Annotated in this window: 25 protein-coding genes; 22 read left to right on the plus strand and 3 right to left on the minus strand. The window is 60.1% G+C overall.

Going from position 1 to position 24,633, the window contains the following annotated elements; translation table 11 throughout:
- The first annotated feature begins 6 nt into the window (after nt 1-6).
- The 11 genes from ACQQ92_RS02160 to ACQQ92_RS02210 all read left to right on the plus strand — a co-directional run bounded on the left by ACQQ92_RS02160 (nt 7) and on the right by ACQQ92_RS02210 (nt 11,258).
- Nucleotides 7-915, plus strand: a complete 909-nt coding sequence (locus ACQQ92_RS02160) for a tyrosine recombinase (RefSeq protein ID WP_427795698.1) — start codon at nt 7-9, stop codon at nt 913-915.
- Nucleotides 916-1,145: 230 nt separating this feature from the next.
- Nucleotides 1,146-1,874: a 30S ribosomal protein S2 gene (rpsB, locus tag ACQQ92_RS02165; protein ID WP_055285135.1), complete on the plus strand. Its 729-nt coding sequence runs from the start codon at nt 1,146-1,148 to the stop codon at nt 1,872-1,874.
- 45 nt (nt 1,875-1,919) lie between these two features.
- The gene (gene tsf / locus ACQQ92_RS02170; protein WP_409064982.1) at nt 1,920-2,789 is read left to right on the plus strand and encodes a translation elongation factor Ts; all 870 of its coding nucleotides are present in this window, start codon (nt 1,920-1,922) and stop codon (nt 2,787-2,789) included.
- A gap of 117 nt (nt 2,790-2,906) precedes the next feature.
- The gene (gene pyrH, locus ACQQ92_RS02175) at nt 2,907-3,629 is read left to right on the plus strand and encodes a UMP kinase (protein WP_427795666.1); all 723 of its coding nucleotides are present in this window, start codon (nt 2,907-2,909) and stop codon (nt 3,627-3,629) included.
- A gap of 2 nt (nt 3,630-3,631) precedes the next feature.
- Entirely contained in the window at nt 3,632-4,168 is a 537-nt protein-coding gene (frr, locus tag ACQQ92_RS02180) for a ribosome recycling factor (RefSeq protein WP_006236112.1), read from the plus strand.
- 1 nt (nt 4,169) lies between these two features.
- Nucleotides 4,170-4,964: an isoprenyl transferase gene (locus ACQQ92_RS02185; protein ID WP_427795667.1), complete on the plus strand. Its 795-nt coding sequence runs from the start codon at nt 4,170-4,172 to the stop codon at nt 4,962-4,964.
- Nucleotides 4,965-4,966: 2 nt separating this feature from the next.
- The gene (locus ACQQ92_RS02190; RefSeq protein WP_427717552.1) at nt 4,967-5,866 is read left to right on the plus strand and encodes a phosphatidate cytidylyltransferase; all 900 of its coding nucleotides are present in this window, start codon (nt 4,967-4,969) and stop codon (nt 5,864-5,866) included.
- Nucleotides 5,866-7,053, plus strand: a complete 1,188-nt coding sequence (dxr, locus tag ACQQ92_RS02195) for a 1-deoxy-D-xylulose-5-phosphate reductoisomerase (RefSeq protein ID WP_427795668.1) — start codon at nt 5,866-5,868, stop codon at nt 7,051-7,053. Before ACQQ92_RS02190 ends, dxr begins: the two co-directional genes overlap by 1 nt.
- A 25-nt stretch (nt 7,054-7,078) precedes the next feature.
- Nucleotides 7,079-8,440, plus strand: coding sequence for a M50 family metallopeptidase (locus tag ACQQ92_RS02200; protein WP_427795669.1), 1,362 nt, complete (start codon nt 7,079-7,081; stop codon nt 8,438-8,440).
- Between the two features lie 13 nt (nt 8,441-8,453).
- Nucleotides 8,454-9,536: a flavodoxin-dependent (E)-4-hydroxy-3-methylbut-2-enyl-diphosphate synthase gene (gene ispG, locus ACQQ92_RS02205; RefSeq protein WP_427795670.1), complete on the plus strand. Its 1,083-nt coding sequence runs from the start codon at nt 8,454-8,456 to the stop codon at nt 9,534-9,536.
- 12 nt (nt 9,537-9,548) lie between these two features.
- On the plus strand, nt 9,549-11,258 hold the full coding sequence (locus ACQQ92_RS02210; protein ID WP_427794825.1) for a proline--tRNA ligase: 1,710 nt from the start codon (nt 9,549-9,551) through the stop codon (nt 11,256-11,258).
- 173 nt (nt 11,259-11,431) lie between these two features.
- Here the strand turns inward: ACQQ92_RS02210 and ACQQ92_RS02215 are convergent, their stop codons facing one another.
- Together ACQQ92_RS02215 and adhE are read right to left on the minus strand one after the other, a co-directional pair.
- Entirely contained in the window at nt 11,432-12,196 is a 765-nt protein-coding gene (locus ACQQ92_RS02215) for an aminoglycoside phosphotransferase family protein (RefSeq protein ID WP_154516259.1), read from the minus strand.
- 87 nt (nt 12,197-12,283) lie between these two features.
- Nucleotides 12,284-14,932: a bifunctional acetaldehyde-CoA/alcohol dehydrogenase gene (gene adhE / locus ACQQ92_RS02220; protein WP_427795671.1), complete on the minus strand. Its 2,649-nt coding sequence runs from the start codon at nt 14,930-14,932 to the stop codon at nt 12,284-12,286.
- A gap of 233 nt (nt 14,933-15,165) precedes the next feature.
- On the opposite strand from adhE, the gene ACQQ92_RS02225 reads away from it, so the two are divergent.
- On the plus strand, nt 15,166-15,609 hold the full coding sequence (locus tag ACQQ92_RS02225) for a hypothetical protein (RefSeq protein ID WP_427795672.1): 444 nt from the start codon (nt 15,166-15,168) through the stop codon (nt 15,607-15,609).
- 196 nt (nt 15,610-15,805) lie between these two features.
- Here ACQQ92_RS02225 and rpmB read toward each other — a convergent pair whose 3' ends face one another.
- Nucleotides 15,806-15,994: a 50S ribosomal protein L28 gene (rpmB, locus tag ACQQ92_RS02230; protein ID WP_022094725.1), complete on the minus strand. Its 189-nt coding sequence runs from the start codon at nt 15,992-15,994 to the stop codon at nt 15,806-15,808.
- A gap of 450 nt (nt 15,995-16,444) precedes the next feature.
- On the opposite strand from rpmB, the gene pyrR reads away from it, so the two are divergent.
- The 10 genes from pyrR (at nt 16,445) to thiI (ending at nt 24,419) form a co-directional block, all read left to right on the plus strand.
- Nucleotides 16,445-17,029 carry a bifunctional pyr operon transcriptional regulator/uracil phosphoribosyltransferase PyrR gene (gene pyrR / locus ACQQ92_RS02235; protein WP_138374176.1) on the plus strand — a complete coding sequence of 195 codons (585 nt, stop codon included), beginning with the start codon at nt 16,445-16,447 and terminating at the stop codon, nt 17,027-17,029.
- 4 nt (nt 17,030-17,033) lie between these two features.
- On the plus strand, nt 17,034-17,978 hold the full coding sequence (locus tag ACQQ92_RS02240) for an aspartate carbamoyltransferase catalytic subunit (RefSeq protein ID WP_035138537.1): 945 nt from the start codon (nt 17,034-17,036) through the stop codon (nt 17,976-17,978).
- Nucleotides 17,962-19,251: a dihydroorotase gene (locus tag ACQQ92_RS02245; protein WP_154516264.1), complete on the plus strand. Its 1,290-nt coding sequence runs from the start codon at nt 17,962-17,964 to the stop codon at nt 19,249-19,251. Before ACQQ92_RS02240 ends, ACQQ92_RS02245 begins: the two co-directional genes overlap by 17 nt.
- Before the next feature lie 116 nt (nt 19,252-19,367).
- Nucleotides 19,368-20,135 (plus strand): dihydroorotate dehydrogenase electron transfer subunit, encoded by a 768-nt coding sequence (locus ACQQ92_RS02250; protein ID WP_154516544.1) that lies wholly within the window; start codon nt 19,368-19,370, stop codon nt 20,133-20,135.
- 14 nt (nt 20,136-20,149) lie between these two features.
- A complete protein-coding gene (locus tag ACQQ92_RS02255; protein ID WP_154516266.1) occupies nt 20,150-21,058 on the plus strand; it encodes a dihydroorotate dehydrogenase in 909 nt (302 codons plus the stop codon).
- Entirely contained in the window at nt 21,052-21,768 is a 717-nt protein-coding gene (gene pyrF / locus ACQQ92_RS02260) for an orotidine-5'-phosphate decarboxylase (protein ID WP_427747926.1), read from the plus strand. Before ACQQ92_RS02255 ends, pyrF begins: the two co-directional genes overlap by 7 nt.
- A 240-nt stretch (nt 21,769-22,008) precedes the next feature.
- On the plus strand, nt 22,009-22,317 hold the full coding sequence (gene mihF, locus ACQQ92_RS02265) for an integration host factor, actinobacterial type (protein WP_006236130.1): 309 nt from the start codon (nt 22,009-22,011) through the stop codon (nt 22,315-22,317).
- The gene (gene gmk, locus ACQQ92_RS02270) at nt 22,318-22,887 is read left to right on the plus strand and encodes a guanylate kinase (RefSeq protein WP_427794783.1); all 570 of its coding nucleotides are present in this window, start codon (nt 22,318-22,320) and stop codon (nt 22,885-22,887) included.
- A 5-nt stretch (nt 22,888-22,892) separates the two neighbouring features.
- Nucleotides 22,893-23,174, plus strand: a complete 282-nt coding sequence (locus tag ACQQ92_RS02275) for a DNA-directed RNA polymerase subunit omega (RefSeq protein WP_370450597.1) — start codon at nt 22,893-22,895, stop codon at nt 23,172-23,174.
- Nucleotides 23,175-24,419: a tRNA uracil 4-sulfurtransferase ThiI gene (gene thiI, locus ACQQ92_RS02280; RefSeq protein ID WP_427726849.1), complete on the plus strand. Its 1,245-nt coding sequence runs from the start codon at nt 23,175-23,177 to the stop codon at nt 24,417-24,419.
- Nucleotides 24,420-24,633: the final 214 nt, after the last annotated feature.

Genomic DNA, 24,633 nt, shown 5'->3' on the forward strand with positions numbered 1-24,633 from the left:
TTTGACCTGTACGGTGCCGTCGACTCGTTCATAGCCTATATTGCACGCGTCGAGGGGCTTTCTTCTAACACTGTTATCGCTTACGGCTCTCGTCTGGAGCGTTTTGCCGCTTGGTGCGAGCGTGGGGATATCGATGCACGCACGGCGGACATACGTACCGTTCGTATGTATCTGGCGGAGCTGTCGCGCGAGCAGGTGGCGCCCAGGACGATTGCGGCGCACCTGTCTGCCATTCGTTCGTTCTATCGATGGATGGCTGCCGAGGGTCTTATCGATGGAGACGCTGTCTCTGCGATTGCCTCGCCCAAGCTTCCACGCGATTTGCCCGGAGTGCTGACCACCCAGCAGGTTAAGGCACTGCTTGAGGCGCCAGACGTTTCAACGCCTGCGGGACTGCGCGATGCGGCGATGCTCGAATTGCTCTATGCATCTGGGGCTCGCATCTCCGAGCTTGCGGCACTCAATGTTGAGTCCATTGCTTGGTCCGAGCGAACGCTGCGGCTTTGGGGTAAGGGGAGCAAGGAGCGTATCGTGCCCCTGTATCGGCGTGCTCTCGATGTGACCCACCGCTATATTGAGGAAGGAAGACCGGAGCTTCTTGCTCAGACAAAGCGTGGCGACGGTACGAACGGTGTGCATCCGCTGTTTATCTCGGCACGCGGCAACCGTATGAGCGCCGCCATGCTTAGGCGACGGTTTCATATGTTGGCGACGCTTGCGGGTATCCCTTCCGATATCGCCCCGCATGCGATGCGCCATACTTTTGCGACCGATTTGCTCGAGGGCGGAGCGGACTTGCGCTCTGTCCAGGAGTTGCTGGGGCATGCAAGCTTGTCCACCACGCAGATTTATACGCATCTCACGCCCGATCGGCTCAAACGCGCCGTTACCCAAGCCCTTCCGCGCGGCGAATAAGGCAGGAGAGGGGTTCTATCCGATCGATCGCGCGTCCGTGTGTGTGGTTTTGATTTCGGGTTGGCAGAAAGATGTAATCCTGCTATCATTCATCGGGTTGCTTCACGGCAACAGGTTTTTATCACGCACGCGCGGCTACTTCATACCGTGGTGCCCGGGCTTTGGTAGCACATGTCCGGGTTGGTTTTGGAGGATGACCCCGCGCGGAGGCAAACCACAGGAGGTTTAACATGGCTACCAAGATTAATATCCGCACCCTGCTCGAGGCCGGCTGCCACTTCGGTCACCAGACCCGTCGCTGGAACCCCAAGATGAAGCCGTTCATCTTCGGTGAGCGCAACGGCATCTACATCCTCGACCTCAAGCAGACCATTCTTGACGCCGACCAGGCTTACACCTTCGTCAAGAACGTTGCCAAGGGTGGCAACGTGCTGTTCGTTGGCACCAAGAAGCAGGCTCAGGAGGCCGTCAAGAACGCCGCTGAGCGCGCCAACATGCCTTACATCAACCAGCGTTGGCTCGGCGGCATGCTGACCAACTTCGTCACCATCCGCTCCCGCATCAACCGCATGGAGGAGCTCGAGGCCATGGTCGAGGACGGCCGCATGGCTGTTCTTCCCAAGAAGGAGCAGGCTGTTCTGGGTAAGGAGCTCGCTAAGCTCCAGACCAACCTCGGTGGCGCCCGCGACATGAAGGGTCTGCCCCAGGCTCTCTTCGTCATCGACACTAAGCGCGAGGAGAACGCCATCAAGGAGGCCCAGCGCCTGAACATCCCCGTCGTCGCTCTGATCGATACCAACTCCGATCCCGACGAGGTCGAGTACGGCATCCCCTGCAACGATGACGCCATCTCCGCTGTCACCCTTATGTGCGAGCTCATGGCCGACGCTTGCCTCGCTGGCTCCGGCAAGGAGCAGGTCTCCGAGGCCGAGATGGCCGCTGAGCCCAAGGCCGAGTAAATCAGTCCTATTTAAGTCTTTTTCATCTCTTTGAAAGGAACCACAATGGCCCAGATTACCGCCGCTATGGTCAAGCAGCTCCGCGAGATGACCGACTCCCCGATGATGGAGTGCAAGAAGGCTCTCGTCGAGGCTGACGGTGACATGGACGCCGCTGTTGACGTTCTGCGTAAGAACGGCCTCGCTAAGGCTGCCAAGAAGGCTGGCCGCGAGACCAACGAGGGCGCTGTCGCCGCGTTCGTCTCCGAGGATGGCAAGACCGGCGCTCTGCTCGAGCTCTCCTGCGAGACCGACTTCGTCGGCTCCAACGCCAAGTTCACCGGCTTTGCTTCCAAGGTCGCCGAGGTTGTCGCCACCACCGAGCCGGCCGATGTCGACGCTCTGCTCGAGAAGCCGATGGGCGAGGAGACCGTTTCCTCCGAGCTCACCGAGATGATTCACATCATGGGCGAGAACATGAAGATCTCCCGCTTCGCCGCCCGCAAGGTCGAGAACGGCGCTCTCGCTTCTTACATCCACATGGGTGGTAAGATCGGCGTCCTCGTCGAGTTTGCTTTCGAGAAGGCTGAGACCGCTCAGGCTGAGTCCTTCAAGACCTTTGCCCACGACGTTGCCCTTCAGGTTGCCGCTGTCGCTCCGATCTGCGCTACCCGCGATCAGGTTCCGGCCGAGACCGTCGAGCATGAGAAGCAGATTTACATGGCTCAGGCTGCCGAGTCCGGCAAGCCCGAGGCCATCCAGGAGAAGATGGCTGTTGGCCGTCTGGAGAAGTTCTACAAGCAGTCCGTGCTCACCGAGCAGGAGTTCATCAAGGACAGCTCCCTCACCATCAAGAAGTACGCTGAGCAGGTCTCCAAGGAGCTCGGCGATACCATTACCGTCGTTGCCTTCGACCGTCTGGTCCGTGGCGAGTAAATAAGCTCTTGTAGCTGGTAATGAGCAGGCTGTGGGTTTTACTCACAGCCTGCTTTTTCATGGCTCCAAGCAGAGCCTTTGCTATCATATTGAGAGTCAAATTAAAGGAGGATCGCTTTGTCCGACATCCGATATAAACGCGTGCTTCTGAAGCTTTCCGGCGAAGCACTGATGGGCGATGGCCACTATGGCATCGACCCCAAGATTACCGACCATCTTGCCAAGCAGGTCAAGGAGCTGCTCGCCGTTGGCCATGAGGTCGGCATCGTTGTCGGCGGCGGCAATATTTTCCGCGGCATGGCTGGAGCTGCCGGCGGTATGGAGCGTGCTCAGGCCGATTACATGGGCATGCTTGCAACCGTTATGAACGCGCTCGCCCTGCAGGATGCCTTCGAGCATAACGATGTTCCTTGCCGCGTTATGAGTGCCATCCAGATGAACGAGATTTGCGAGCCCTATATTCGTCGTCGCGCCATCAATCACCTGTCCAAGGGCAATGTCGTTATCTTCGCAGCCGGCTCGGGCAATCCGTACTTTACGACTGACACCGCCGCGGCCCTTCGCGCCTGCGAGATCGGTGCGGAGATTCTGATTAAGGCCACCAAGGTCGACGGTATCTACGACAAGGATCCCGTCAAGTGCGCCGATGCCGTCCGCTTTGACAAGATCACCTATCACGAGGTGCTCGTCCGCGGCCTGCAGGTTATGGATTCCACGGCTACGGCCCTGTGCCAGGATAGCCGTATGCCCATTTTGGTCCTCAACATCGATGGCGAGGACAACGTCAAGCGCGCGCTTTCGGGTGAGCCCGTCGGCACGCTCGTCTATCAGGAGGATTAAGCATGGCAGAGAACATCACCGCCCACATGGACAAGTCGCTCGAGTCCCTCAAGCATAACTTCTCCAAGGTCCGTACCGGCCGAGCCAACGCTAACATTCTGTCCGACATCACCGTCGATTATTACGGTGTTCCCACGCCGGTCACGCAGGTTGCCGCCGTAAAGACCCCCGAGGCCCACATGCTGCTCATCGAGCCGTGGGATAAGGCGCTTATCAACGCCATCGTCAAGGCCATCGGCGCTTCCGATCTGGGTATTACCCCCAACTCCGATGGCACCGTTGTTCGTCTTCCGTTCCCGGCTCCCACCGAGGAGCGCCGTCGCGAGCTCGTCAAGGAGTGCCGCGAGTACGCCGAGCAGGCCAAGGTGTCTATCCGTAACATCCGTCGCGACTTTAACAACAAGCTCGAGCGCGATGAGGAGCTCACCGAGGACGACGTCCGCCGTGAGCAGGCCAAGGTGCAGAAGCATACCGACGAGTATGTCGCCAAGGTCGAGGAGCTTCTGAAGGAAAAAGAAGCCGAGGTCATGGAGATCTAAGGTGCAATACGATGAGAACAAACTGGTCGAGTACTTTGCCGACGCCCCTGCGGGCGTCGGTTTTTCCGACCTTGACCTCAATAACATTCCGCGCCATATCTCGTGCATCATGGACGGTAACGGTCGCTGGGCTACGGCGCGAGGTCTTGCCCGTACCGAGGGTCACAAGGCGGGTATCGTCTCCCTTCGCGAGATCATTACTGCCTGCGTGCGTCTGGGTGTCGACGTGCTTTCCGCCTATGCGTTTTCAACCGAAAACTGGAACCGCCCGCAGCATGAGGTTAACGTCTTGATGCATCTGTTTGCCAAGACGTTTATCGATGAGCTGCCGCTTCTGAAGCGCGAAAACGTCCGTGTTATCTTTTTGGGTGATATTTCCGCGCTGCCCAAGAAGACCCGCGACGTTTTTGAATGCGGTCTTGCCGAGTGCGCCGATCACACCGGTATGACGCTGGCGCTCGCCGTCAATTACGGCGCTCGTGCCGAGATTACCCGTGCCGCCCGTCAGCTTGCGCTCGATGCCGCCGCCGGCAAGATCGACCCTGCTGCTATCGACGATGATATGGTTGCTTCGCACCTGTACACCGCCGGTCTTCCCGATCCCGAGCTGGTCATTCGCACCTCTGGTGAGCTTCGCCTTTCGAACTATCTGCTGTGGCAGGTGGCTTATTCCGAGTTCTATGTCACCGATACCTATTGGCCTGACTTTGATCGTTGGGGCCTTGTTGACGCCATTTTGGCCTATCAGGGCCGTGACCGTAGGTTTGGTGGACTGAGCAAGACCGAGGAGGCTTAATCGTGTCCGATCGTCCCAAGGCATCTGCTCCCAAGACGCCTGCGCGCAAAGCTGCCACTGCGGGAGCGCCTGCAGCGAAGAGCGGCACCGGTTCGTGGCTTGCGGGCTTTATTACCCGTGCCGCCGCCGGTATCGTCTACGCCGTCGTCTTTATCCTGTGCCTGGTTTTGGGTATCGTGCCCACCGCCATTTTTGTCTCTGTCATGAGCGGGCTTTGCTGCTTTGAGTTTTTCCGTATGACGAGGCTCGATGGCAAGGTCGCCAACGAGCATCTGGGCATTATTGCCGCCGTGCTCTTTCCGTTATCGGCGCTTGGCGATTCGCTTTTGCTGAACGCCCTGCTTTTTGCACTGATGCTCGCGGTGGGCATTTGGTATGTTTGGTCGCCGCGTACCCGCATCTCTGATGTGGCCGTGACGCTCATGGGTCCCATCTACACAGGCTTTATGCTGTCGGCTATTGTGCTGCTGCGCGATGCCGTGCCCGGTTTTGCCGGCGCCCTGCTTTCAGTGGGTGTTTGCGCGTCCCTTTGGGTCTCCGATTCGTTTGCCTACATCGTGGGCAGCCGTATCGGCAAACACAAGATGGTTCCCAAGATCTCTCCCAACAAGAGCTGGGAGGGCTTTGTTGGTGGCATCTTGGGCTCGGTTCTCATCTGGCTCATTTTGTGGGTGACGCATCTCTATAAGCTGAGCTTGCCCTATGCGCTGCTTTGTGGCGTGGTTGTGTCCATCCTGGGCGTTATCGGCGACCTTATCGAGTCGCGCATCAAGCGCGGTGTGGGCGTCAAGGATTCCGGTAACCTTATCCCGGGCCACGGCGGCATGCTCGATCGTAGCGACTCGCTTATCTTCGGCTGCATCACCGCGCAGCTGATGCTGATGATCGGAGGCGTGCTGTAATGTCCTTCCAGACGACCTATGGCTCCGATGGACGTCTCCGTGTTGCCATCCTGGGCTGTACGGGCTCTATCGGCACTCAGGCGCTCGATGTTTGCCGTCAGCATGCCGATCGTCTGCAGGTGACGGCGCTTTCCGTTAATTCCAGCACCTCCGAGCTCGTTGCCGCTGCCCGCGAGTTCTCGGTTCCGGCTGTTGCCATCGCAGATACCGCTCACGGGTCTGATGCCGTGCTGCAGGAGCTGCCTCAGGGCACGAACGTCGGCGTTGGTGCACAGGCGGTCTGTGATCTCGCGTGCCGTGATGATGTCGATTGCGTGCTCGTTGCCATTGTTGGCGCGGCTGGTCTCGGGGCGAGCCACGCGGCCTTGACCTCGAATAAGCGCCTTGCCCTTGCCAATAAGGAGTCGCTCGTTGTTGGCGGTGACCTGCTGATGCCGTTGGCCCAGCCCGGTCAGCTTATCCCGGTCGATTCCGAGCACTCTGCAATTTACCAATGCTATCTGGGTGAGAATCCGCGCGAGGCCCATTGTATTTGGCTTACCTGTTCGGGCGGTCCGTTCTTTGGCCGTTCGCGCGAGGAGCTCGACCGTGTGACGCGCGCCGATGCCCTGGCGCACCCTACGTGGGCTATGGGTGCCAAGATCACGATTGACTCCGCTACCCTCATGAACAAGGGCCTGGAGCGTATCGAGGCGATGCACCTCTTCGGTTGCGACCTCGACTTTATCAACGTGGTCGTTCAGCGCCAGTCAAAGATTCATTCGATGGTCGAGTTTGCCGACGGCTCCGTGATGGCGCATCTCGGGGCATCTGACATGCGCATTCCCATCCAGTTTGCCTTCTCGTATCCCGAGCGCTGGGATACTCCGGCTCCGCGCATCGATTTCCGCGAGTTGGGTCAGCTTACCTTTGCTGCGGCCGACATGGATACGTTCCGCTGCCTGGCGCTGGCCGAGCGTGCGGGCAAGACGGGCGGCACCATGCCGTGCGTGCTCAATGCCGCCAACGAGGTCGCCGTCGATGCCTTCCTGCATGATGGCTGCAGTTTTACCGATATCGATCGCATTGTGGAATCCTGTATGGATGCGCATGATGCGCAGACGGTCGATTCGTTTGAACAGCTTCGCGGTATCGATGCGTGGGCGCGTGAAAAGGCCGCGCAAGTGCTCGTCGCAACCCGTTCTTAACCCATAAGGATTGCTTTTTCGTTTTATGGAAACTGTTCTGAGCGTTCTCTCATCGGTCTTTTGGGGCCTGCTGATGCTTTCCGTCCTCGTGTTTTTGCACGAGGGCGGCCACTTTTTGGCGGCGCGTGCCTGCGGCGTCCGGGTGACTGAGTTCTTTTTGGGCCTGCCGTGTCGCTTTGATATTCACCATACGTCTCGTCGGATTGGCACCAAGTTTGGCGTGACCCCGCTGTTGCTGGGTGGGTATGCTGCCATCTGTGGCATGGATCCGACCGATGTCTCGTATGCCGATCGCGTGCTTGCCGCCATCTATCGCCACGGCCGTGTGACGGTGGTCGATCTTGCCGTCGAGCTTGAGCTGTCCGAGGAGGATGTGCTCGAGGCCTGTGCTTTGCTGCTGGGTTGGGGCTCCATAGCTCCTTGGTATGAAGAAGGAGAAAAGCCTTCGCCTGGTTACTATCCCACCAAGTACCAGACCCTGCCGCGTGATGCGGCGGGTTATACCACCTTTGACGGCCGTCGGTTCGATCGCGAGCACGCGACTGCCGAGGGCGATGTATGGGAACTGCCGTGCGGCGAGGCCGAATTCCTTGCACGCGAGCGCTCGCACACCTATTTGGGTCAGGTCTTTGTCAAGCGTGCCTTTATGCTGCTTGCGGGCATTATCGTCAATATCCTGACGGGCTTTTTGCTCCTTATGAGCATCTATTCCATCGCGGGTGTCACGGTGCCGGTGGACACCAATGTGATCGGCCAGGTTGATGAAGGCTCGATTGCCTCCGCGGCGGGAATCGAGGATGGCGACGCGATTCTTTCGGTCGACGGAGTATCGTGCTCTACCTGGATGGACGTTTACGATGCCATTGGCAAGGCTGCCGGTAAGGACGATATCGCCATTGAGTACGAGCGTGACGGCAAGAAGCATTCGACCACGGTTGCGCTCAAAGAGGACGAACGCCTAGGTGTGTATGTCTCTACGCAGGTGGTCCGTTTAGACCCCATCACGTCGGCTCGCCTGTCGTTCTCCTATGTCGTGCAGACAGCGAAGGGCGTGATGCGCCTGCTCCAGCCTCAGCATACGATGGAGATTCTCGATCAGTCCTCTTCGATCGTGGGTATTAGCGTTATGTCCTCGCAAGCTGCTGCTGCCGGCCCTGCCACGTTCCTTTCGTTTGCCGCCCTCATTTCGTTCTCGCTTGGCTTTATGAACCTGCTGCCCATCCCGCCACTCGATGGCGGCAAGTTGGTCATCGAGATCATTCAAAAGATTGCGGGCCGCGAGCTTCCGCTCAAGGTCCAGACGATTGTGAGCTATGTGGGCATCGCGCTCTTTGCGCTGCTGTTTGTCTATATGCTTCGTTCCGACATCCTTCGATTTATTCTGTAGGGGAGTGTTTGGATTGTCTTTATCCCATCCTTTGCCTCGCGAGTTGACGCGCCCCGTGCATGTGGGCGGCGTGCAGATCGGTGGAGGCGCGCCGGTGGTGGTCCAATCCATGACCTGCACCGATACCGCTGATGCCCAGGCAACGCTTGCGCAAGTGTGCGCGTTGGCGCAGGCTGGCTGCGATATCGTACGCGTGAGCGTGCCCACCGAGGCCGCGCTTGAGGGTTTCCGCACCATCTGTGCCGAGTCTCCGGTGCCGATCGTTGCCGACATCCACTTTAACCATAAGCTCGCCATTGGTGCCGTTGAGGCCGGTGCTGCCAAGCTGCGCATCAATCCCGGAAATATCGGCGATTGGGCCAAGGTTGACGCGGTGATCGATGCTGCGGGTGCCGCGGGCTGTGCGATTCGTATCGGCGTCAATGCTGGTTCGCTTGAGCAGGATATCGCTGAGCGCGACGACCTCACGCAGCCCGAGAAGCTCGTGATGTCGAGCGAACGTTTCGTCAAGCATTTTGAAGACCGCGGCTTTACGAACATTGTGCTTTCGGCCAAGGCCCATAGCGTGCAAACGACGCTCGACACCTATCGTGCCCTGTCGCGTGAGATTCCCCACGTTCCGCTCCACCTGGGCGTAACCGAGGCGGGTACCAAGCTGCAGGGCACCATCAAGAGCTCGGTGGGCCTTGGCATCCTGCTGTCCGAGGGAATCGGTGACACCATGCGCGTTTCGCTCACGGCCGATCCGGTTGAGGAGCCGCCGGTCGCCTGGGGAGTTTTGCAGTCGCTGGGCCTGCGTCGCCGCGGCCCCGAGATTGTCTCGTGCCCAACGTGCGCCCGCTGTCAGGTTAACCTGATCGCAATCGCCGAGGAAGTAACCGAGCGGCTTAAGAACTATGCCGCGCCGCTTTCGATTGCCGTCATGGGATGCGCCGTCAATGGCCCCGGTGAGGCTTCTGATGCCGACCTGGGCGTTGCTTGCGGACGTGGTCAGGGCCTGCTCTTTTCGCACGGCCAGATCATTGGTAAAGTAGCGGAGGACCAAATTGTCGACGCGCTTATGGCCGAGGTCGACAAGCTTATTGAGGAGAAATAAATGACCCGAGCAATGTATATGTCTAAGCTGTATGCTCCGACGCTCAAAGAGGATCCAGCCGACGCTGAGCTTGCGAGCCATCGCCTGCTGCTCCGTGCCGGTATGATCCGCAAGGAGGCTGCCGGTCTCTATTCCTATCTGCCGCTCGCGTGGCGCTCGATTCGCAAGATTGAGAACATCGTGCGCGACGAGATGGACGCCGCCGGCGCTCAGGAGCTCATGATGCCCATCATGGTCGATGCCGAGCTGTGGCGTGAGTCCGGCCGTATCGATGCCTATGGCAAGGAGCTCGTGCGCTTTGATGACCGCCACGGCCGCGAGTTCGTGCTCGGCCCCACGCACGAGGAGACCGTGACTGCCCTGGTGCGCAACGAGCTGCGTTCATACAAGCAACTGCCGGTGAATCTCTATCACATCCAGGACAAGTTCCGCGACGAGTTCCGTCCCCGCTTTGGCCTGATGCGCGGTCGCGAGTTCATCATGAAAGACGCCTACAGCTTTTCTGCCACGCAGGAGAGCCTGCAGGAGGAGTACGACAAGATGAAGCAGGCCTACGCCAATATCTGCGAGCGCTGCTACATCAAGGCCCTGCCCGTCGTCGCCGATTCCGGCGAGATCGGTGGCGACACCTCCGTCGAGTTCATGGCGCTGGCAGATGCCGGCGAGGCTTCACTGGTCTACTGCGACGATTGTGGCTTTGCTGCCGATGACGAGGCGGCAAGCACCAAGGTCGTTGTGACCGAGGGCCCCGGCGACGGCACACTCACCAAGGTCGAGACTCCGGGTATGGGCACCATCGAGGCCGTCGCCAAGTTCTTCGGCTTCCCCGAGAACGGTACGCGCAAGTCGCTGGCTCTCATCGACGCCGAGGGCAAGCCGGTTGTGGCCATCGTTCCGGGCGATCATGAGCTCAACGACTGCAAGGCCGAGCATGTCTTTGGCAAGGGCTATCGCATGATGACCGACGAGGAGCTCCAGACCTACGGTCTGCATAAGGGCTTTATCGGACCGGTTAACCTGCCCGAGGGCATTCGTCTGGTCTGCGACGAGAGCCTGCGCGAGTCCAAGCAGTGGGCCTGCGGTGCCAACGAAGTCGACTATCACTTTACCGGTGCCTGCCCCGAGCGCGACTTTACCGTCGACGAGTGGGCCGACCTGGTTACCGTCGTTGCCGGCGACCCTTGCCCGCACTGCGGCAAGCCGCTCTCCGCTGCTCGCGGCATCGAGGTTTCCCAGGTCTTCCAGCTGGGCACCAAGTACTCCGAGGCCATGGGTGCCACCTTTATGGACGAGGACGGCAAGGAGAAGCCGCTTATCATGGGTTGCTACGGCGTGGGCGTGTCCCGCTCGCTCGCTGCCGTCGTGGAGCAGCACAACGACGAGCACGGTATCGTTTGGCCGGTCTCCGTTGCCCCGTACGAGGTTACGGTGATTCCGCTCGACCCCAAGAAGGAGGAGTGCGCTTCTGTTTGCGATCAAATCGTCGAGGGTCTGTGCGCCGAGGGTATCGAGGTTGTCGTAGACGACCGTGACGAGCGTCCCGGCTTTAAGTTTGCCGACAACGACCTTATGGGCTTCCCTTATCAGGTGGTGCTCGGCAAGCGCGGCCTTAAGAACGGCACCGTCGAGCTCAAGGATCGTGCCACGGGCGAGCGCGAGGATGTGGCGATCGATGAGATTGTCGCCAAGGTCGCTGAGCTTGTGAAAGCAGCACGCCGTTAATCGAGCCCGCTGCGTTTAGTGCACTTGTTAAGCGGCCCTGCGTCTCTCGAGGTAGAGATGCAGGGCCGCTTTTGCGTCTAAGGGACATTTGTTGCTAAAAGGAAAACCCCGCAGCCCATGCGAGCTGTGGGGTTTTCCTTTGTGCCTCCGATGCGAAATAAATCGCTCAGATATTACTGATAATCGACGACGTCGATCCAGTTCTTCAGGAACTCATCGTTCACGTTGCGCTTACGAGCGAGCTCGGAAGCGGCGACGATGCTCGTCCACTGACGCACGACCTGCATGGGCATGTCGGCGCGATCGCAGTAGAGCTCCAGGTAGGCCTCGGCCTGGTCCTTGCTGTTGAGGGCAAAGAGCAGGTAGGTGGTGGCAACGTCGGCAGCAGGAGAGCCCTGGGTGGCGTGTGCCCAGTCGCAGACGTACAGCTGGCCGTCGTCGCCAACGATGACGTTGGAGGGGTTGAAGTCACCGTGGCAGACCTTGAACTCCTTGGTCATGCCGTCCAGACGCTCCTGAAGGTTGTAGCGCGTGGTGGCATTGAGCTGATCGAGGCTGTCGATCATGCGGGCGAACTTGTCGCGCTGACGGTTGAGCAGCGGGGAGGTGTAGCCGTGGATCTCGATCTGGAGGTCGACGAACATCTCGAGGTACTCACCAAAGCGCTGGGGCTCGGCAGTCATCTTCTCGGCAAGGGTGGTGCCCGGAACCTTCTCGGTCACGAGCGCCCAGCCGTTGGCGTTCTCGAGCTGAGAAACCTCGAGAGCCTTGGGGCTGCGGATGCCGCACTCATTGATGCGGGCAAGATTCAAAGCCTCGTTGAACACGTCGGAGACGGGCTTGGTCTCGTTAAAGACCTTGACGATCTTGTCGCCCAGGTCGTAAACGACTTTGTTGCCGCGACGGACGAGCTCGGTCTTGGATTCGGGGAGCAGCATGATTGCATCCTTTCAACGATGCGATAGAAGAAGCGGCGGGGGCGTGCGTGCGCCCGTTCACCCCCGCCGAAATAACCGTGCTAAAAACTAGCAGACGGCGTAGTCCTGGGGCTCGCGGCCATAGTAGGCGTCCAGGTAGAGCTCCTTGATCTCGCTCATGAGCGGGTAGCGCGGGTTAGCGCCGGTGCACTGGTCGTTGAATGCCTGCTCGGTCATCTCGTCGAGGGTGTCGAGGAAGTACTGCTCGTCAACACCGTAGTCGGCGATGGTCTTCTTGACACCGATGAAGTCCTTGAGCTCCTCGAGCTTCGTGATGAAGTTCTCGAAGACCTCCTTGTCGTCCTTGCCCTCGATGCCGCAGTACTTGGCCATCTCGGCGTAGTTGTGCAGCGCGTTGGGGTAAGGATACTGGGAGAACGTGCCCATCTTGACGGGGGCCTCGGCGGCGTTGTAGCGCATGACGCGAGTCAGGATGATGGCGTTGGCGATGCCGTGGGGCAGGTGATGGAAGGCACCGAGCTTGTGGGCCATGGAGTGGTTGAGGCCCAGGAAGGCGTTGGCGAAGGCCATACCGGCCATGCAGGAGGCGTTGTGCATCTCCTCGCGGGCATGCGGGTCCTTGGCGCCGTTTTCGAAGCTGGAGGGCAGGTTCTCGAAGACGAGCTTGGCAGCGCGCTCGGAGAGGCCCTTGGTGTAGTCGGAGGCCATGATGGAGACATAGGACTCGATGGCGTGGGTCATGACGTCGATGCCGGAGGCGGCGGTCAGGCCGCGCGGGGCGGTCATGCAGTTGTCGGCGTCAACGATAGCCATGTTGGGGAGCAGCGCGTAGTCGGCGAGCGGCCACTTGATGCCGGTCTCCTTGTCGGTGATGATGGCGAACGGCGTGCACTCGGAACCGGTGCCCGAAGAGGTCGGGACGGCGACGAAGTAGGCCTTCTTGCCCATCTCGGGGAAGGTGAAGATACGCTTGCGGATGTCCATGAAGTCCATGGCCATGTCCTCAAACTTGCACTCGGGGTGCTCGTACATCATCCACATGATCTTGCCGGCGTCCATAGCGGAGCCACCGCCGACGGCGATGATGACGTCCGGCTCAAAGAGAGCCATCTGCTTGGCGCCGCGACGTGCGCACTGCAGCGACGGATCGGGCTCGACGTCGTAGAAGCAGTCGTGGGCGATGCCCATCTCGTCGAGCTTGGCCTCGATGGCGCGGGTGTTGCCATTCTTGAAGAGGAACTGGTCGGTGACGATAAAGGCGCGCTTCTTGCCCATGACGCTGCCCAGCTCGTCGAGAGCGACGGGCGTGGAACCCTTCTTGAAGTAGACCTTCTCGGGAGCGCGGAACCACAGCATGTTCTCACGGCGCTCGGCCACAGTCTTAACGTTGATCAAGTGCTTCACCCCAACGTTCTCGGAGACGGAGTTGCCGCCCCAGGAGCCGCAGCCCAGGGTCAGAGACGGCTTCATGCCAAAGTTGTACAGGTCACCGATGCCGCCGTGCGAGGACGGGGTGTTGATGACGATACGGCAGGCCTTCATGACATGCTCGAACAGGCTGATCTTATCGGCCTGGGCGGGATGCACGTACAGAGAGGCGGTGTGGCCCGGGCCACCGGCGAGTACCAGGTGCTCGGCCTTGTCGACGGCCTCCTGGAAGTCCTTGGCGTGATACATGGCCAGGACAGGGGAGAGCTTCTCGTGGGAGAACTCCTCCTTGGCGGGGTCGGTGGAGGTGACCTCGGCGATCAGGATCTTGGTCTTGGCGGGAACCTCGATACCGGCGAGCTCGGCGATCTTGGCGGCAGCCATGCCGGGGATGCGGTGATCGAGAGCGCCGTTCTTGAACATGGCGCCGCGCAGGGCCTCCATCTCGGCACCCTGCTTGACGAAGTAGCAGCCGCGCTTCTGGAACTCGGCCTTAACCTGGTCATAGATGGTGTCGATGACGGTCACGGACTGCTCGGAGGCGCAGATCATGCCGTTGTCGAAGGTCTTGGAGTGGATGATGGAGTTGACGGCGAGCAGCACGTCGGCGGTGTCGTCGATGACGACCGGGGTGTTACCGGCGCCAACGCCCAGGGCGGGCTTGCCCGAGGAGTAGGCGGCCTTGACCATGCCCGGGCCACCGGTGGCGAGGATGATGTCGACATCGCGCATGACCATGTTGGTCAGCTCGATGGAGGGGACATCGACCCAGCCGATGATGCCCTCGGGGGCGCCGGCCTTGACGGCGGCGTCAAGCACGAGTTTGGCGGCGGCGATGGTGCACTTGGCGGCAGCCGGGTGCGGGGAGATGATGATGGCGTTGCGGGTCTTCAGGCTGATCAGCGTCTTGAAGATCGCGGTGGAGGTGGGGTTGGTCGTCGGGATGACGGCGCCCACGATGCCGATGGGCTCAGCGATCTTGGTGATGCCGTAGGCCTCGTCGCGCTCAATGACACCACAGGTCTTGGTGTTCTTGTAAGCGTTGTAGATGTACTCTGCGGCGTAGTGGTTCTTGATGACCTTGTCCTCAAGAACGCCGCGACCGGTCTCCTCGATGGCCATCTTCGCCAGCGGGATACGAGCCTTGTTGGCGGCCATGGCGGCCTCGTAGAAGATCTTGTCGACCTGCTCCTGCGTGTACGTAGCAAAAAGCGCCTGGGCCTCTCGCATCTGAGCGAGCTTAGCCTCAAGCGCCTCTACGTTGTCCACAATTGCGGGAGTAGTGTTTTCCGGTGACTTTTTCACCATTTGTGTCTCCTTGCGATCGGAGATTTACCCTACGTGTTGCATGATAGCAAGAAATTATTCGGCGAACGGTAAGATTCCCGTAAAAGGCACACTAAAACGCTTCAATCTACTGAAGCGTTTTAATTAAAAATATCAGCCTGGCATCGGCCTGCTCATTGGGGACAGACTTATATGAGTGCTTTCACTCATTTGGGACAGACATCGTTTTGCCATTTCGCTGTTCTGGACCTGTTATGGCGGTGCAGCTGCTCGATTATATTCATCTCAATCCTGTGAAAGGTTCGCTCGACTCACTCGAGGCGTACCGATGGTCAAGCTTCAAGGCCTATCAGCTGGGCTACGATCCCTTTGACATTTGTGATGCGGCCCCTATGCTCGATATTGTCGGAGGCTCCCGTTGCTATTGCGAGCATCTCAAGGAAGTTGCCGGGCGCGTCTGGTCGGTGGAGGTTCTTCCACGCCGTCGGATCCCCGATGAGGAGGCCCTTTCCGTTGCGCGCGAAGTCCTGCCGAGCATAGATCCTACGCTGCTTAAGGCCCTGCCACGCCCCGAACGCGATGCCTGCCTGCTGAGGCTCCGGCAGGCACATCTCACGGTCAAGCAAATTGCCCGTATCACCGGTATCGGCGCTACAAGTGTGACCAAGGCCACTGCAGGCTGGAAGGAAGCTGCGTGAGGCAGGGGCCGGAGCTAGTCGGGGCGCCGCAGACACGCATCATGTCTGTCCCCAATGAGTGAAAACACCCATGTAAGTCTGTCCCCAATGAGTGCAAAAAGGCGCCCTCCACAAGAGAGGACGCCTTTGGTAAGTTCTATGTGAACGCGAGGTCTTTGACCCGGAGAGTCCGAGGTACTTGTTGGTAAGACCTTATTTAGGAGCGCGCAACCTTGCCAGACTTAAGGCAGGTGGAGCAAACGTTCATCTTGCGACGGTGACCATCGACGACGACGTAGACGCGCTGGATGTTGGGGCGGAACTTACGGTTGGTGACGCGGTGAGAGTGGCTGATGGAGCGACCGGCAACGGGGTGCTTACCGCAAACTTCGCAAACTTTGGACATAACTGACCCTCCTTGGGCGACAAACGAACATGTCGCGTTAACAAACAAGCCTGAACTATAGCACAGAAGCAGCTCCCTGTGCGTAATCTACACAGAGATATTTCTCTTATGGCGATAGTGCCCACGCTACGGCCCTGGACGTAGATCCGTTTTGCGTGTAGCAGAGGGGATTATGCCAGCTCGCATCGACGTTTTCAAGCTTGTCCCGCAAATATATATAGGTTTATGGAGCGTTGAGTCCGTTTGCGGATTGCTCCGTATTAATGCTCGCAATTAAGCTCGGGGTTGGCTACACTATCCCTTGACCATTAAAGGGGTACGAGATACCCACATGGATTTATATTGCTGCCATAGAGCAGTCCTTCCTGTGGGTGTCTGGTCCGCTTTGAGCGGTCGGGCATCTATTTTTTTGACTGTATCAGCAGTCAAGACATGTGAGGAAGGAGATCGATGGGCACGACTTCCCCCAAGGCGGTCATCATGGACGAGACCGCCGTCAACCGAGCGATGACCCGCATCGCGCACGAGATTCTCGAGCGCAACGAGGGCTGTGAAGACCTCGCTCTGGTCGGCATCGTCACGCGCGGCGACCTTCTGGCAAAGAAGCTTGCCGAGGCGATCAAGGAGATCGAGGGTGTTGACGTTCCGCTCGGCAGCCTGGACATCAGCTTCTATCGCGATGACTATGCGACTAACTTCGCTCCCGCGATCCACGCTACCAACATTCCCTTCAGCGTCGACGGCAAGCGCGTCGTTTTGGTGGACGACATCCTGTACACGGGCCGCACCATCCGCGCCGCTCTGGACGCCGTTATGGACCTGGGCCGTCCGAGCCGCATCGAGCTGGCAGTTCTCGTTGACCGCGGTCACCGCGAGCTCCCTATCTCGCCGGACTTTGTCGGCAAGAACGTTCCCTCGTCGCACGAGGAGAACGTGCACCTATATATGAAGGAAGTCGACGGCCGTACCGCTGTCGAGATCAACGACGTCGCGCCGGGTTCCCACGTGGGCTCCGCGCCGCTGGGAGGTGAGTAGTACCGTGGCGTTCAATCATAAGCACCTGATCGACATTACCGAGTACTCCGAAGAGGACATCAAGCTCATCCTCGAGACCGCCAAGGCGTTCTCCGAGGTCAACGAGCGTGCCATCAAGAAGGTCCCCACGCTCAAGGGCAAGACCATCGTCAATATGTTCAATGAGCCCTCGACGCGTACCCGCAGCTCCTTCGAGCTTGCCGAGAAGCGTCTTTCGGCCGACAGCCTCAACTTTGGCGGCTCCTCGACCTCCACGGTCAAGGGCGAGAGCCTCGTCGATACCGTCGAGACGCTCAACGCCTACAAGATCGACTGCATCGTCGTGCGCGACAAACATGCCGGTGCTCCCTACATCGTCACGCAGAATTCGCCCGCGAGTGTTATCTGCGCCGGTGACGGTAAGCACAATCACCCCACGCAGGCTCTGCTCGACCTGTACACCATCTGGGAGCACAAGGGTGACTTCCACGGTCTGAAAGTCGCCGTCGTCGGCGACATCGCCCACTCCCGCGTTTGCGGCTCGCTGATCCCCGCGTTGAAGATCATGGGCTGCGAGACCTACGCCGTCGCCCCCGGCACGCTGCTGCCGCCGGCGCCCGAGGTTCTGGGCTGCGACCACGTGACGAGCGACCTCGATTCCGTCCTGCCCGAGCTGGACGTCGTCTACATGCTGCGCGTACAGCAGGAGCGCCTCGAGGGTGCCCCGTTCCCGACCATTCGCGAGTACCACAAGCTCTTCGGCCTGACCAAGGACCGTGAGAAGCTCATGAAGCCCGACGCGATCATTTGCCACCCGGGTCCCATCAACCGCGGCGTCGAGTTCGACTCCTATATGGCCGACCACCCGCAACGCTCCGTCATCCTGGAGCAGGTCTACGCCGGTATCTGCGTGCGTATGGCTATCCTGTATCTGCTGCTTGGAGGTGCCGATAATGGCCTTGCTTCTTAAGAATGCCCACGTCGTCGATCCGTCCGTCGAGCTTGACGGGGTCGTTGACGTCCTGATCGACGGCGACAAGATCGCCGAGGTCGGCGAGAACCTCGCCGCCGAGGGAGCCGAGGTCCGCGACCTTTCCGGTAAGTACCTTGTCCCTGGCCTGGTGGACATGCACGTCCACCTGCGCGAGCCCGGCTACGAGGTTAAAGAGGACATCGAGAGCGGCACCCGCGCAGCTGCCAAGGGCGGCTTCACTGGCGTGTGCGCCATGCCCAACACCGACCCCGTTACCGATAACGGTACCGTTGTTGAGTTCGTCAAGTCCCGCGCTGCCGAGGTCGGCCACTGCCGCGTCTATCCTTCTGGCGCCATGACCCGCGGTCTTAAGGGCGAGGCTATGTCCGAGATGGGCGATATGGTCGCCCACGGCGCCGTCGCCTTCACCGACGACGGTCGCGGCGTGCAGGGTGCGGGCATGCTCCGTCGCTGCATGGACTACGGCAAGATGTTCGGCAAGGTCTTCATGAGCCATTGCCAGGACGAGGACCTGGTCGGCCACGGCCAGATCAACGAGGGCAAGGTTTCGACTCGTCTGGCCCTCGAGGGCTGGCCGGCTGCCGGCGAGGAGCTCCAGATCGCCCGCGACATCGAGATCGCAAAACTGACCGGTGCCAAGCTGCACATCCAGCACATCTCCACCGCCCATGGCCTGGAGCTCGTGCGTGCCGGCAAGGCCGCTGGCGTTCAGGTTACCTGCGAGGCCACCCCGCATCACATGTTCCTGACCGAGAACGACCTGGACGAGACCTACAACACCTCGCTCAAGGTTAACCCGCCGCTGCGTACCGACGAGGATGCCGAGGCCATCCGCCAGGGTGTCATCGACGGTACCGTCGACGTCATCGTCACCGATCACGCTCCTCACACGCCGTGGGAGAAAGCCCGTGAGTTCGAGCTCGCGCCCTTTGGCATGATCGGCCTCGAGACCTCGCTGTCGCTCGTGCTCACCGAGCTGGTCAACACGGGCAAGATGGGTATGGGCCGCATGGTCGAGCTCATGGCTATTAAGCCGCGTGAGATCCTGGGCCTTGATCAGGTTCAGGTCAAGGCGGGCTCTGTTGCCGACCTGACCGTCTTCGACGCGTCTGTCACCTGGACGGTCGGCGAGGACGGTTACGAGTCGCGCGCCGAGAACTCCGGTTTTGCCGGCCGCACGCTCACCGGTCGTGCCACCGATGTGTTTGTCGGCGGTAAACAGACGCTTGCCGACGGCTGCATCTGCTAGCATAGCCTTATCGCTTTTGCGCGCGGTGCCCTTGCGGTGCCGCGCTTTCTGTTCGTTTGGTCCATGCAACTGCATGGGGGATTGGAGCGTCTATGCCCACACCTTCCACTGCACGCATGCACGACTTCGAGGTCGTCTCGAACCAGGAGATCGCCGACGGCATCTTCTCGCTCGTTATTTCGGCCCCCAAGCTTGCAAGTGCGCTCAAGCCCGGTCAGTTTGTGAACATCGCCGTGCCCGGCGATGCCTCTTCGCTGCTTCGCGTGCCCTTGAGCTTCTATCGCTCTGACGCCGAGGCCGGTACCGTCGAGCTGTGGTACGCCGTCGTGGGCGACGACACCCGTCGTCTGTCGCAGATGGGCCCCGGCTCCAAGTCCAACCTGTTGGGCCCTGGCGGCCGCGGCTGGCTGGTACCCGAGGGCACCAGGAAGGCGCTGCTCGTGGCGGGCGGCATCGGTGTTCCGCCCGTTCTGTGCCTCGCTGGCATGCTTGCCGAGCAGGGCGTGGCCGTTGACGTGTGCCTGGGTTTTGGCACCGCGTCCAAGGTCGTGGGCGTCGATGAGTTCCGCGCGCTGGGAGCCACGGTCAACGTGTGCACCGACGACGGCTCGTTGGGTACGCACGGCTTATGCACCGATCCTGCCGCCGAGCTGCTCGGCAAGGGCGGTTACGACTACGTCGCCAGCTGTGGTCCCGCCGTTATGATGAAGAAAGTCGCCGCCGCTGCCGCCGAGGCCGGCGCGTACTGCGAGGTGTCGCTCGAGCGCATGATGAGCTGCGGCTTTGGCGCCTGCAACACCTGCAATGTCGAGACGGTCGACGGTATGAAGGGCGCCTGCATGTGCGGCCCCGTGTTTGATGCTTCCAAGGTGGTGGTCTTCTAGTGGGTACCGTGAACATGTCCGTCGATTTCGGCGGCGTCAAGATGCAGAACCCCATCAACACCGCAGCCGGTACCTTTGGCTACGGTTGGCAGTTTCAGAACTTCTTTGATGTCTCCCAGCTGGGTGCCATCACCACCAAGGGTTGCGCTGCCGAGCCCTGGCCCGGCAATCCCGCACCCCGCATGGCCGAGATCCCCGGCGGCATGATCAATTCCGTGGGCCTGCAAAACCCCGGTGTGGCCGCTTTCGCCCGCGAGTCCGGTCCGTGGCTCGAGCAGCTCTCCAAGGACGGTTGCCAGGTCATCTGCCAGGTTGCCGGTCACTCCGTTGATGAGTTCGTGCGCGCGCTCGAGATGTATGTCGAGCTGTGCCCCTGGGCTGCCGGCTATGAGATTAACGTGAGCTGCCCCAACATTGCCGCCGGCGGTGCCGCCATGGGCTCCACGCCCGAGGGTGCCTCTTCCGTTATGGCTGCCTGCCGCAAGGTGACCGATAAGCCGCTGTTCGTTAAGATGGCTCCGGTCAACGTCGCCGAGATCGCCCGCGCCCTCGAGGCTGCCGGCGCCGATGGCCTTTCCGTCATCAACTCCATCCAGGGCATGGCCATTGACGTGCACACCCGCAGGTCCCGTGTGGCCAAGCCCAAGGGCGGCCTTTCGGGCCCGCTGTGCCACCACATCGCCGTGCGCATGGTCTGGGAGGTCGCCCAGGCCGTCGATATCCCCATCAACGGTGTCGGCGGTGTCATGACCGGCGAGGATGCGGCCGAGTTTATCCTGGCCGGCGCCACCTGCGTGTCGGTCGGCATGGCCAACTTCGTCGACCCGTGTGCTTCGCTTAAGATCGCGCACGAGCTCGAGGCCTGGGCGGAGTCCCAGGGCGTAAAGGACATCAACGAGCTGGTAGGTGCGTTCGAATGCTAGAGACCGATGCCCGTGACCGTGTTATCGTCGCCCTCGACTGCGACCGTGAGCGCGCACTCGAGCTCGCCCACGAGCTTTCGGGCCATGCCGCCTGGCTCAAGGTGGGCATGACGCTCTATTACGCCGAGGGTCCCGAGATCGTCAAGACGTTCAAGGATTTGGGCTTTAAGGTCTTCCTCGACCTCAAGTTCCATGACATTCCGCATCAGGTGCGCGGTGCCGCTCGCTCGGCCTCGCTTGCCGGTGCCGACCTGCTCTCGGTCCACGGCTTGGGTTCGGGCGCCATGCTCGCTGCCTGCCGCGAGGGTGCCGAGGAGGCGCGCGAGGACCGCGCCAAGCTCGTCGCCATTACCGTACTTACGAGCATGAATCAGGACGCGCTGGCGGAGATCGGCGTCGAGTCGCCCGTGGCCGAGGAGGCCGCTCGCCTGGCAAAGCTCGCTCAGGCCAACGGCATCGACGGTATCGTGTGCTCGCCGATGGAGGCTCACGACATGCGTGAGCTGCTCGGCCCCGACGCGCTGATCGTGACTCCGGGTGTGCGTCCGGTGGGTGCCGCCCTGGGCGATCAATCCCGTGTGGCGACACCTTCCCAGGCTATCGAGCGCGGTGCGAGCCACATCGTGGTGGGCCGTCCTATTACCGGCTCCGACGATCCGGTTGCGGCCTTTGACGCCATCGTCGCCGAGCTGGTCGAGAACGTCGCGTAAAAGATTCCCTCAAGTCACCACTTTTGGGTCTTATTAGCACAAATGAGCCCTTGCGCCTGCGAAAACTTTCCCATCCTTTGTGTGGAATCACAGGTCAGGGGCTCAACTTTGACCTCCGTATATTGCACTTTTCGCAGGTATCGTCTAACCTATGGAGCCGTCGATTGGGCATTTAGTGCGTTTGACGTGCTAAAATGCCAATTATTGCATCAGATATAACCCAACTATTTGGAGGTTCGAATGGCACTCCCTCAGCTTACCGACGAGCAGCGTAAGCAGGCTCTTGAGAAGGCTGCCGCCGCACGTCACGCCCGCGCTGAGCTTCGCGAGCAGATCAAGAAGGGCGAGAAGTCCCTTGAGTCCGTGCTCAACTCCGATGACCCCATCGCTTCCCGCATGAAGGTTTCCACCCTCATTGAGTCTCTGCCCGGTTATGGCAAGGCCAAGGCCGCCAAGATCATGGAGGAGCTCGGCATCTCCGCTACCCGTCGCGTCCAGGGCCTCGGCGTCCGTCAGCGCGAGCAGCTCCTCGAGCAGCTGACCAAATAAGTGAGCGCTCAGGATTCAAAGCTCTTTGTGATTTCTGGACCGTCAGGTGCAGGCAAGGGCACGCTCGTCAGTCGTGTGCGCGAGCGCCGCTCGAACCTGGGCCTGACGGTTTCGGCTACCACGCGAGCGCCACGTAAAGGTGAGGTCGACGGCGTCAACTACTTTTTCCTGACGCGCGAGGAGTTCGACCGCCGCGTGGCAAACGGTGAGTTTGTTGAGTGGGCCGAGGTCCACGGTAACTGCTACGGCACGTTGGTGAGCGAGGTCGCATCCAAGCTCGCCTCTGGCTCGTCTCTGATCCTGGAGATCGATGTCCAGGGTGCCCTGCAGGTCAAGGAGCGTTTCCCCGAGGCCGTGTTGATCTTTATCAAGCCGCCTTCGCTTGAGGTGTTACGCGATCGCCTGGTCGGTCGCGGCACCGAGACGCCCGAGACGATCGAGCTGCGCATGGCAAACGCCGCCGATGAACTTGCCCTTGCCGACCGCTACGACGACGTCGTGGTGAATGACGATCTCGACCGCGCGACCGATGAGCTCGTTCGCGTTCTCGATATGCATGAAAGGATCTGAGGTCCGTGTCCGTTGTAAAGCCTTGTATTGACGATCTTCTGGAGAAGACCGATCACAACCGCTTCCTGCTCGCCTCGCTTGCCTCCAAGCGCGCCTGCGATATTAACAGCATGCTGCGCGGCCAGCACAACCGCGTGCTTGCCGTTCAGGATGTCGATGACATTACCATTGGCCTCTCCGGCGCCGATACCATCTCGATGGCTATGGACGAGATTGTCGACGGCGATATCTCCTACGACGAGGCTCGTTACAAGAAGGCGCTCGGCCACAAGGTTGCTGAAGCCTAAATGGCAGCTCGCGTCTGCCTGGTCCACTATCACGAGGTTGGACTGAAGGGCAAGAACCGCGCACATTTTGAGCATATCCTCATGGATAACATCAAGGCGGCCTTGGCCGCCTTTTCCGTGAATGCCGTGTCTCGAATTTCCGGTTATATCCTCGTGACCTTTAACGAGCATCAGGCCGACGAGGCGGCGCGTGTCATTCGCACCGTCCCCGGCGTTGCCCGCGTGTCCCTGGCATATCACACCAACCGCGACCCGCAGGAGTACTGCGCCGCCGCCGTGAAGGCGCTGCGTGAGTTTGGTCCCTTCGATTCGTTTAAGGTGCATGCCAAACGCTCTAACACCGACTACGAGCTCACCTCGATTGATATCAATCGTCAGGTTGGCGAGGTACTGTGCGAGGCCTTCCCCGATAAAAAGGTCCAGATGCACGACCCCGACGCGATGGTGCACGTACTGGTGGTCCAGGGTAGCGTTTACGTGTATGCGCGCTCCGAGCGCGGCGTGGGCGGTCTGCCGGTGGGTTCCGCCGGCAAGGTTGTGACGCTCCTGTCGTCGGGCATCGATTCTCCGGTGGCGACCTGGATGCTCGCGCGTCGCGGCGCGGTGTGCGTGCCGGTGCATTTCTCCGGTCGTCCGCAGACACCCGATACGAGCGAGTATTTGGTGCAGGACATTATCCGTGCGCTTGCGCCGGGCGTCCAGATCGGACGCCTGTACGTGGTGCCGTTTGGCGATTGCCAACGTGAGATTTCCGTGGCCTGCCCCAGCAACCTGCGTGTGATCATGTATCGCCGCATTATGTATTCGGTTGCCGAGCGCATTGCGCATATCGAGGGCGCCAAGGCTATCGTGACCGGTGAATCGCTCGGTCAGGTTGCCTCCCAGACGCTCGAGAACATTATGGCCGTCAACGAGGCCGTCAAGATCCCCGTGTTCCGCCCGCTGATCGGTTCGGACAAGCAGGAGATCATCGCGCGTGCCGAGGAAATCGGTACCTTCGATATCTCGACCGAGGCTGCTCCCGATTGCTGCACGCTCTTTATGCCGCGCCGCCCCGAGACGCACGCAAAACTCGATGCCGTGCATGAGGCGTGGGAGCTGTTCGATCACGAGGAGATGATTGAGCGCTTGCTCAAACAGACCGAGTACATCGACTTCGAGAGCAACACGTACAAGGCCCCTAAGACCTTAAAACGTAAACATCCTCAGCTTGCTCCACGTGAGATTTACCAAGATCACGAATAATGTTGTGTATAGACCGGCGGTGCATTTGCATCGTCGGTCTTAATCTACCTGGGCATTAGGCGATAAACGGTTCATTTGTCGACGTGTATCTGAATAAATGGACACTATCCTGCAAGGTTTTGGTCAGCTTTTGGTTTGACTTCGATAACCGGTGCGGGCGTGCGGAGGCTACGGCGCTCGTTTCCTGACACGATGGTGTTGGGAGGTGTTTGCT

It is taken from the genome of Collinsella sp. SGI.241 (assembly GCF_050312955.1).
Classification (GTDB): Bacteria; Actinomycetota; Coriobacteriia; order Coriobacteriales; family Coriobacteriaceae; genus Collinsella.

Coding starts and splice junctions, on each gene's coding strand:
- rpsB (WP_055285135.1), top strand. CDS start 1,146: ATGGCTACCAAGATTAATATCCGCACCCTGCTCGAGGCCGGCTGCCAC.
- tsf (WP_409064982.1), top strand. CDS start 1,920: ATGGCCCAGATTACCGCCGCTATGGTCAAGCAGCTCCGCGAGATGACC.
- frr (WP_006236112.1), top strand. CDS start 3,632: ATGGCAGAGAACATCACCGCCCACATGGACAAGTCGCTCGAGTCCCTC.
- dxr (WP_427795668.1), top strand. CDS start 5,866: ATGTCCTTCCAGACGACCTATGGCTCCGATGGACGTCTCCGTGTTGCC.
- ACQQ92_RS02200 (WP_427795669.1), top strand. CDS start 7,079: ATGGAAACTGTTCTGAGCGTTCTCTCATCGGTCTTTTGGGGCCTGCTG.
- ACQQ92_RS02210 (WP_427794825.1), top strand. CDS start 9,549: ATGTATATGTCTAAGCTGTATGCTCCGACGCTCAAAGAGGATCCAGCC.
- ACQQ92_RS02215 (WP_154516259.1), bottom strand. CDS start 12,196: ATGCTGCTCCCCGAATCCAAGACCGAGCTCGTCCGTCGCGGCAACAAA.
- adhE (WP_427795671.1), bottom strand. CDS start 14,932: ATGGTGAAAAAGTCACCGGAAAACACTACTCCCGCAATTGTGGACAAC.
- ACQQ92_RS02225 (WP_427795672.1), top strand. CDS start 15,166: ATGGCGGTGCAGCTGCTCGATTATATTCATCTCAATCCTGTGAAAGGT.
- rpmB (WP_022094725.1), bottom strand. CDS start 15,994: ATGTCCAAAGTTTGCGAAGTTTGCGGTAAGCACCCCGTTGCCGGTCGC.
- pyrR (WP_138374176.1), top strand. CDS start 16,445: ATGGGCACGACTTCCCCCAAGGCGGTCATCATGGACGAGACCGCCGTC.
- ACQQ92_RS02245 (WP_154516264.1), top strand. CDS start 17,962: ATGGCCTTGCTTCTTAAGAATGCCCACGTCGTCGATCCGTCCGTCGAG.
- ACQQ92_RS02250 (WP_154516544.1), top strand. CDS start 19,368: ATGCACGACTTCGAGGTCGTCTCGAACCAGGAGATCGCCGACGGCATC.
- ACQQ92_RS02255 (WP_154516266.1), top strand. CDS start 20,150: ATGTCCGTCGATTTCGGCGGCGTCAAGATGCAGAACCCCATCAACACC.
- pyrF (WP_427747926.1), top strand. CDS start 21,052: ATGCTAGAGACCGATGCCCGTGACCGTGTTATCGTCGCCCTCGACTGC.
- mihF (WP_006236130.1), top strand. CDS start 22,009: ATGGCACTCCCTCAGCTTACCGACGAGCAGCGTAAGCAGGCTCTTGAG.
- thiI (WP_427726849.1), top strand. CDS start 23,175: ATGGCAGCTCGCGTCTGCCTGGTCCACTATCACGAGGTTGGACTGAAG.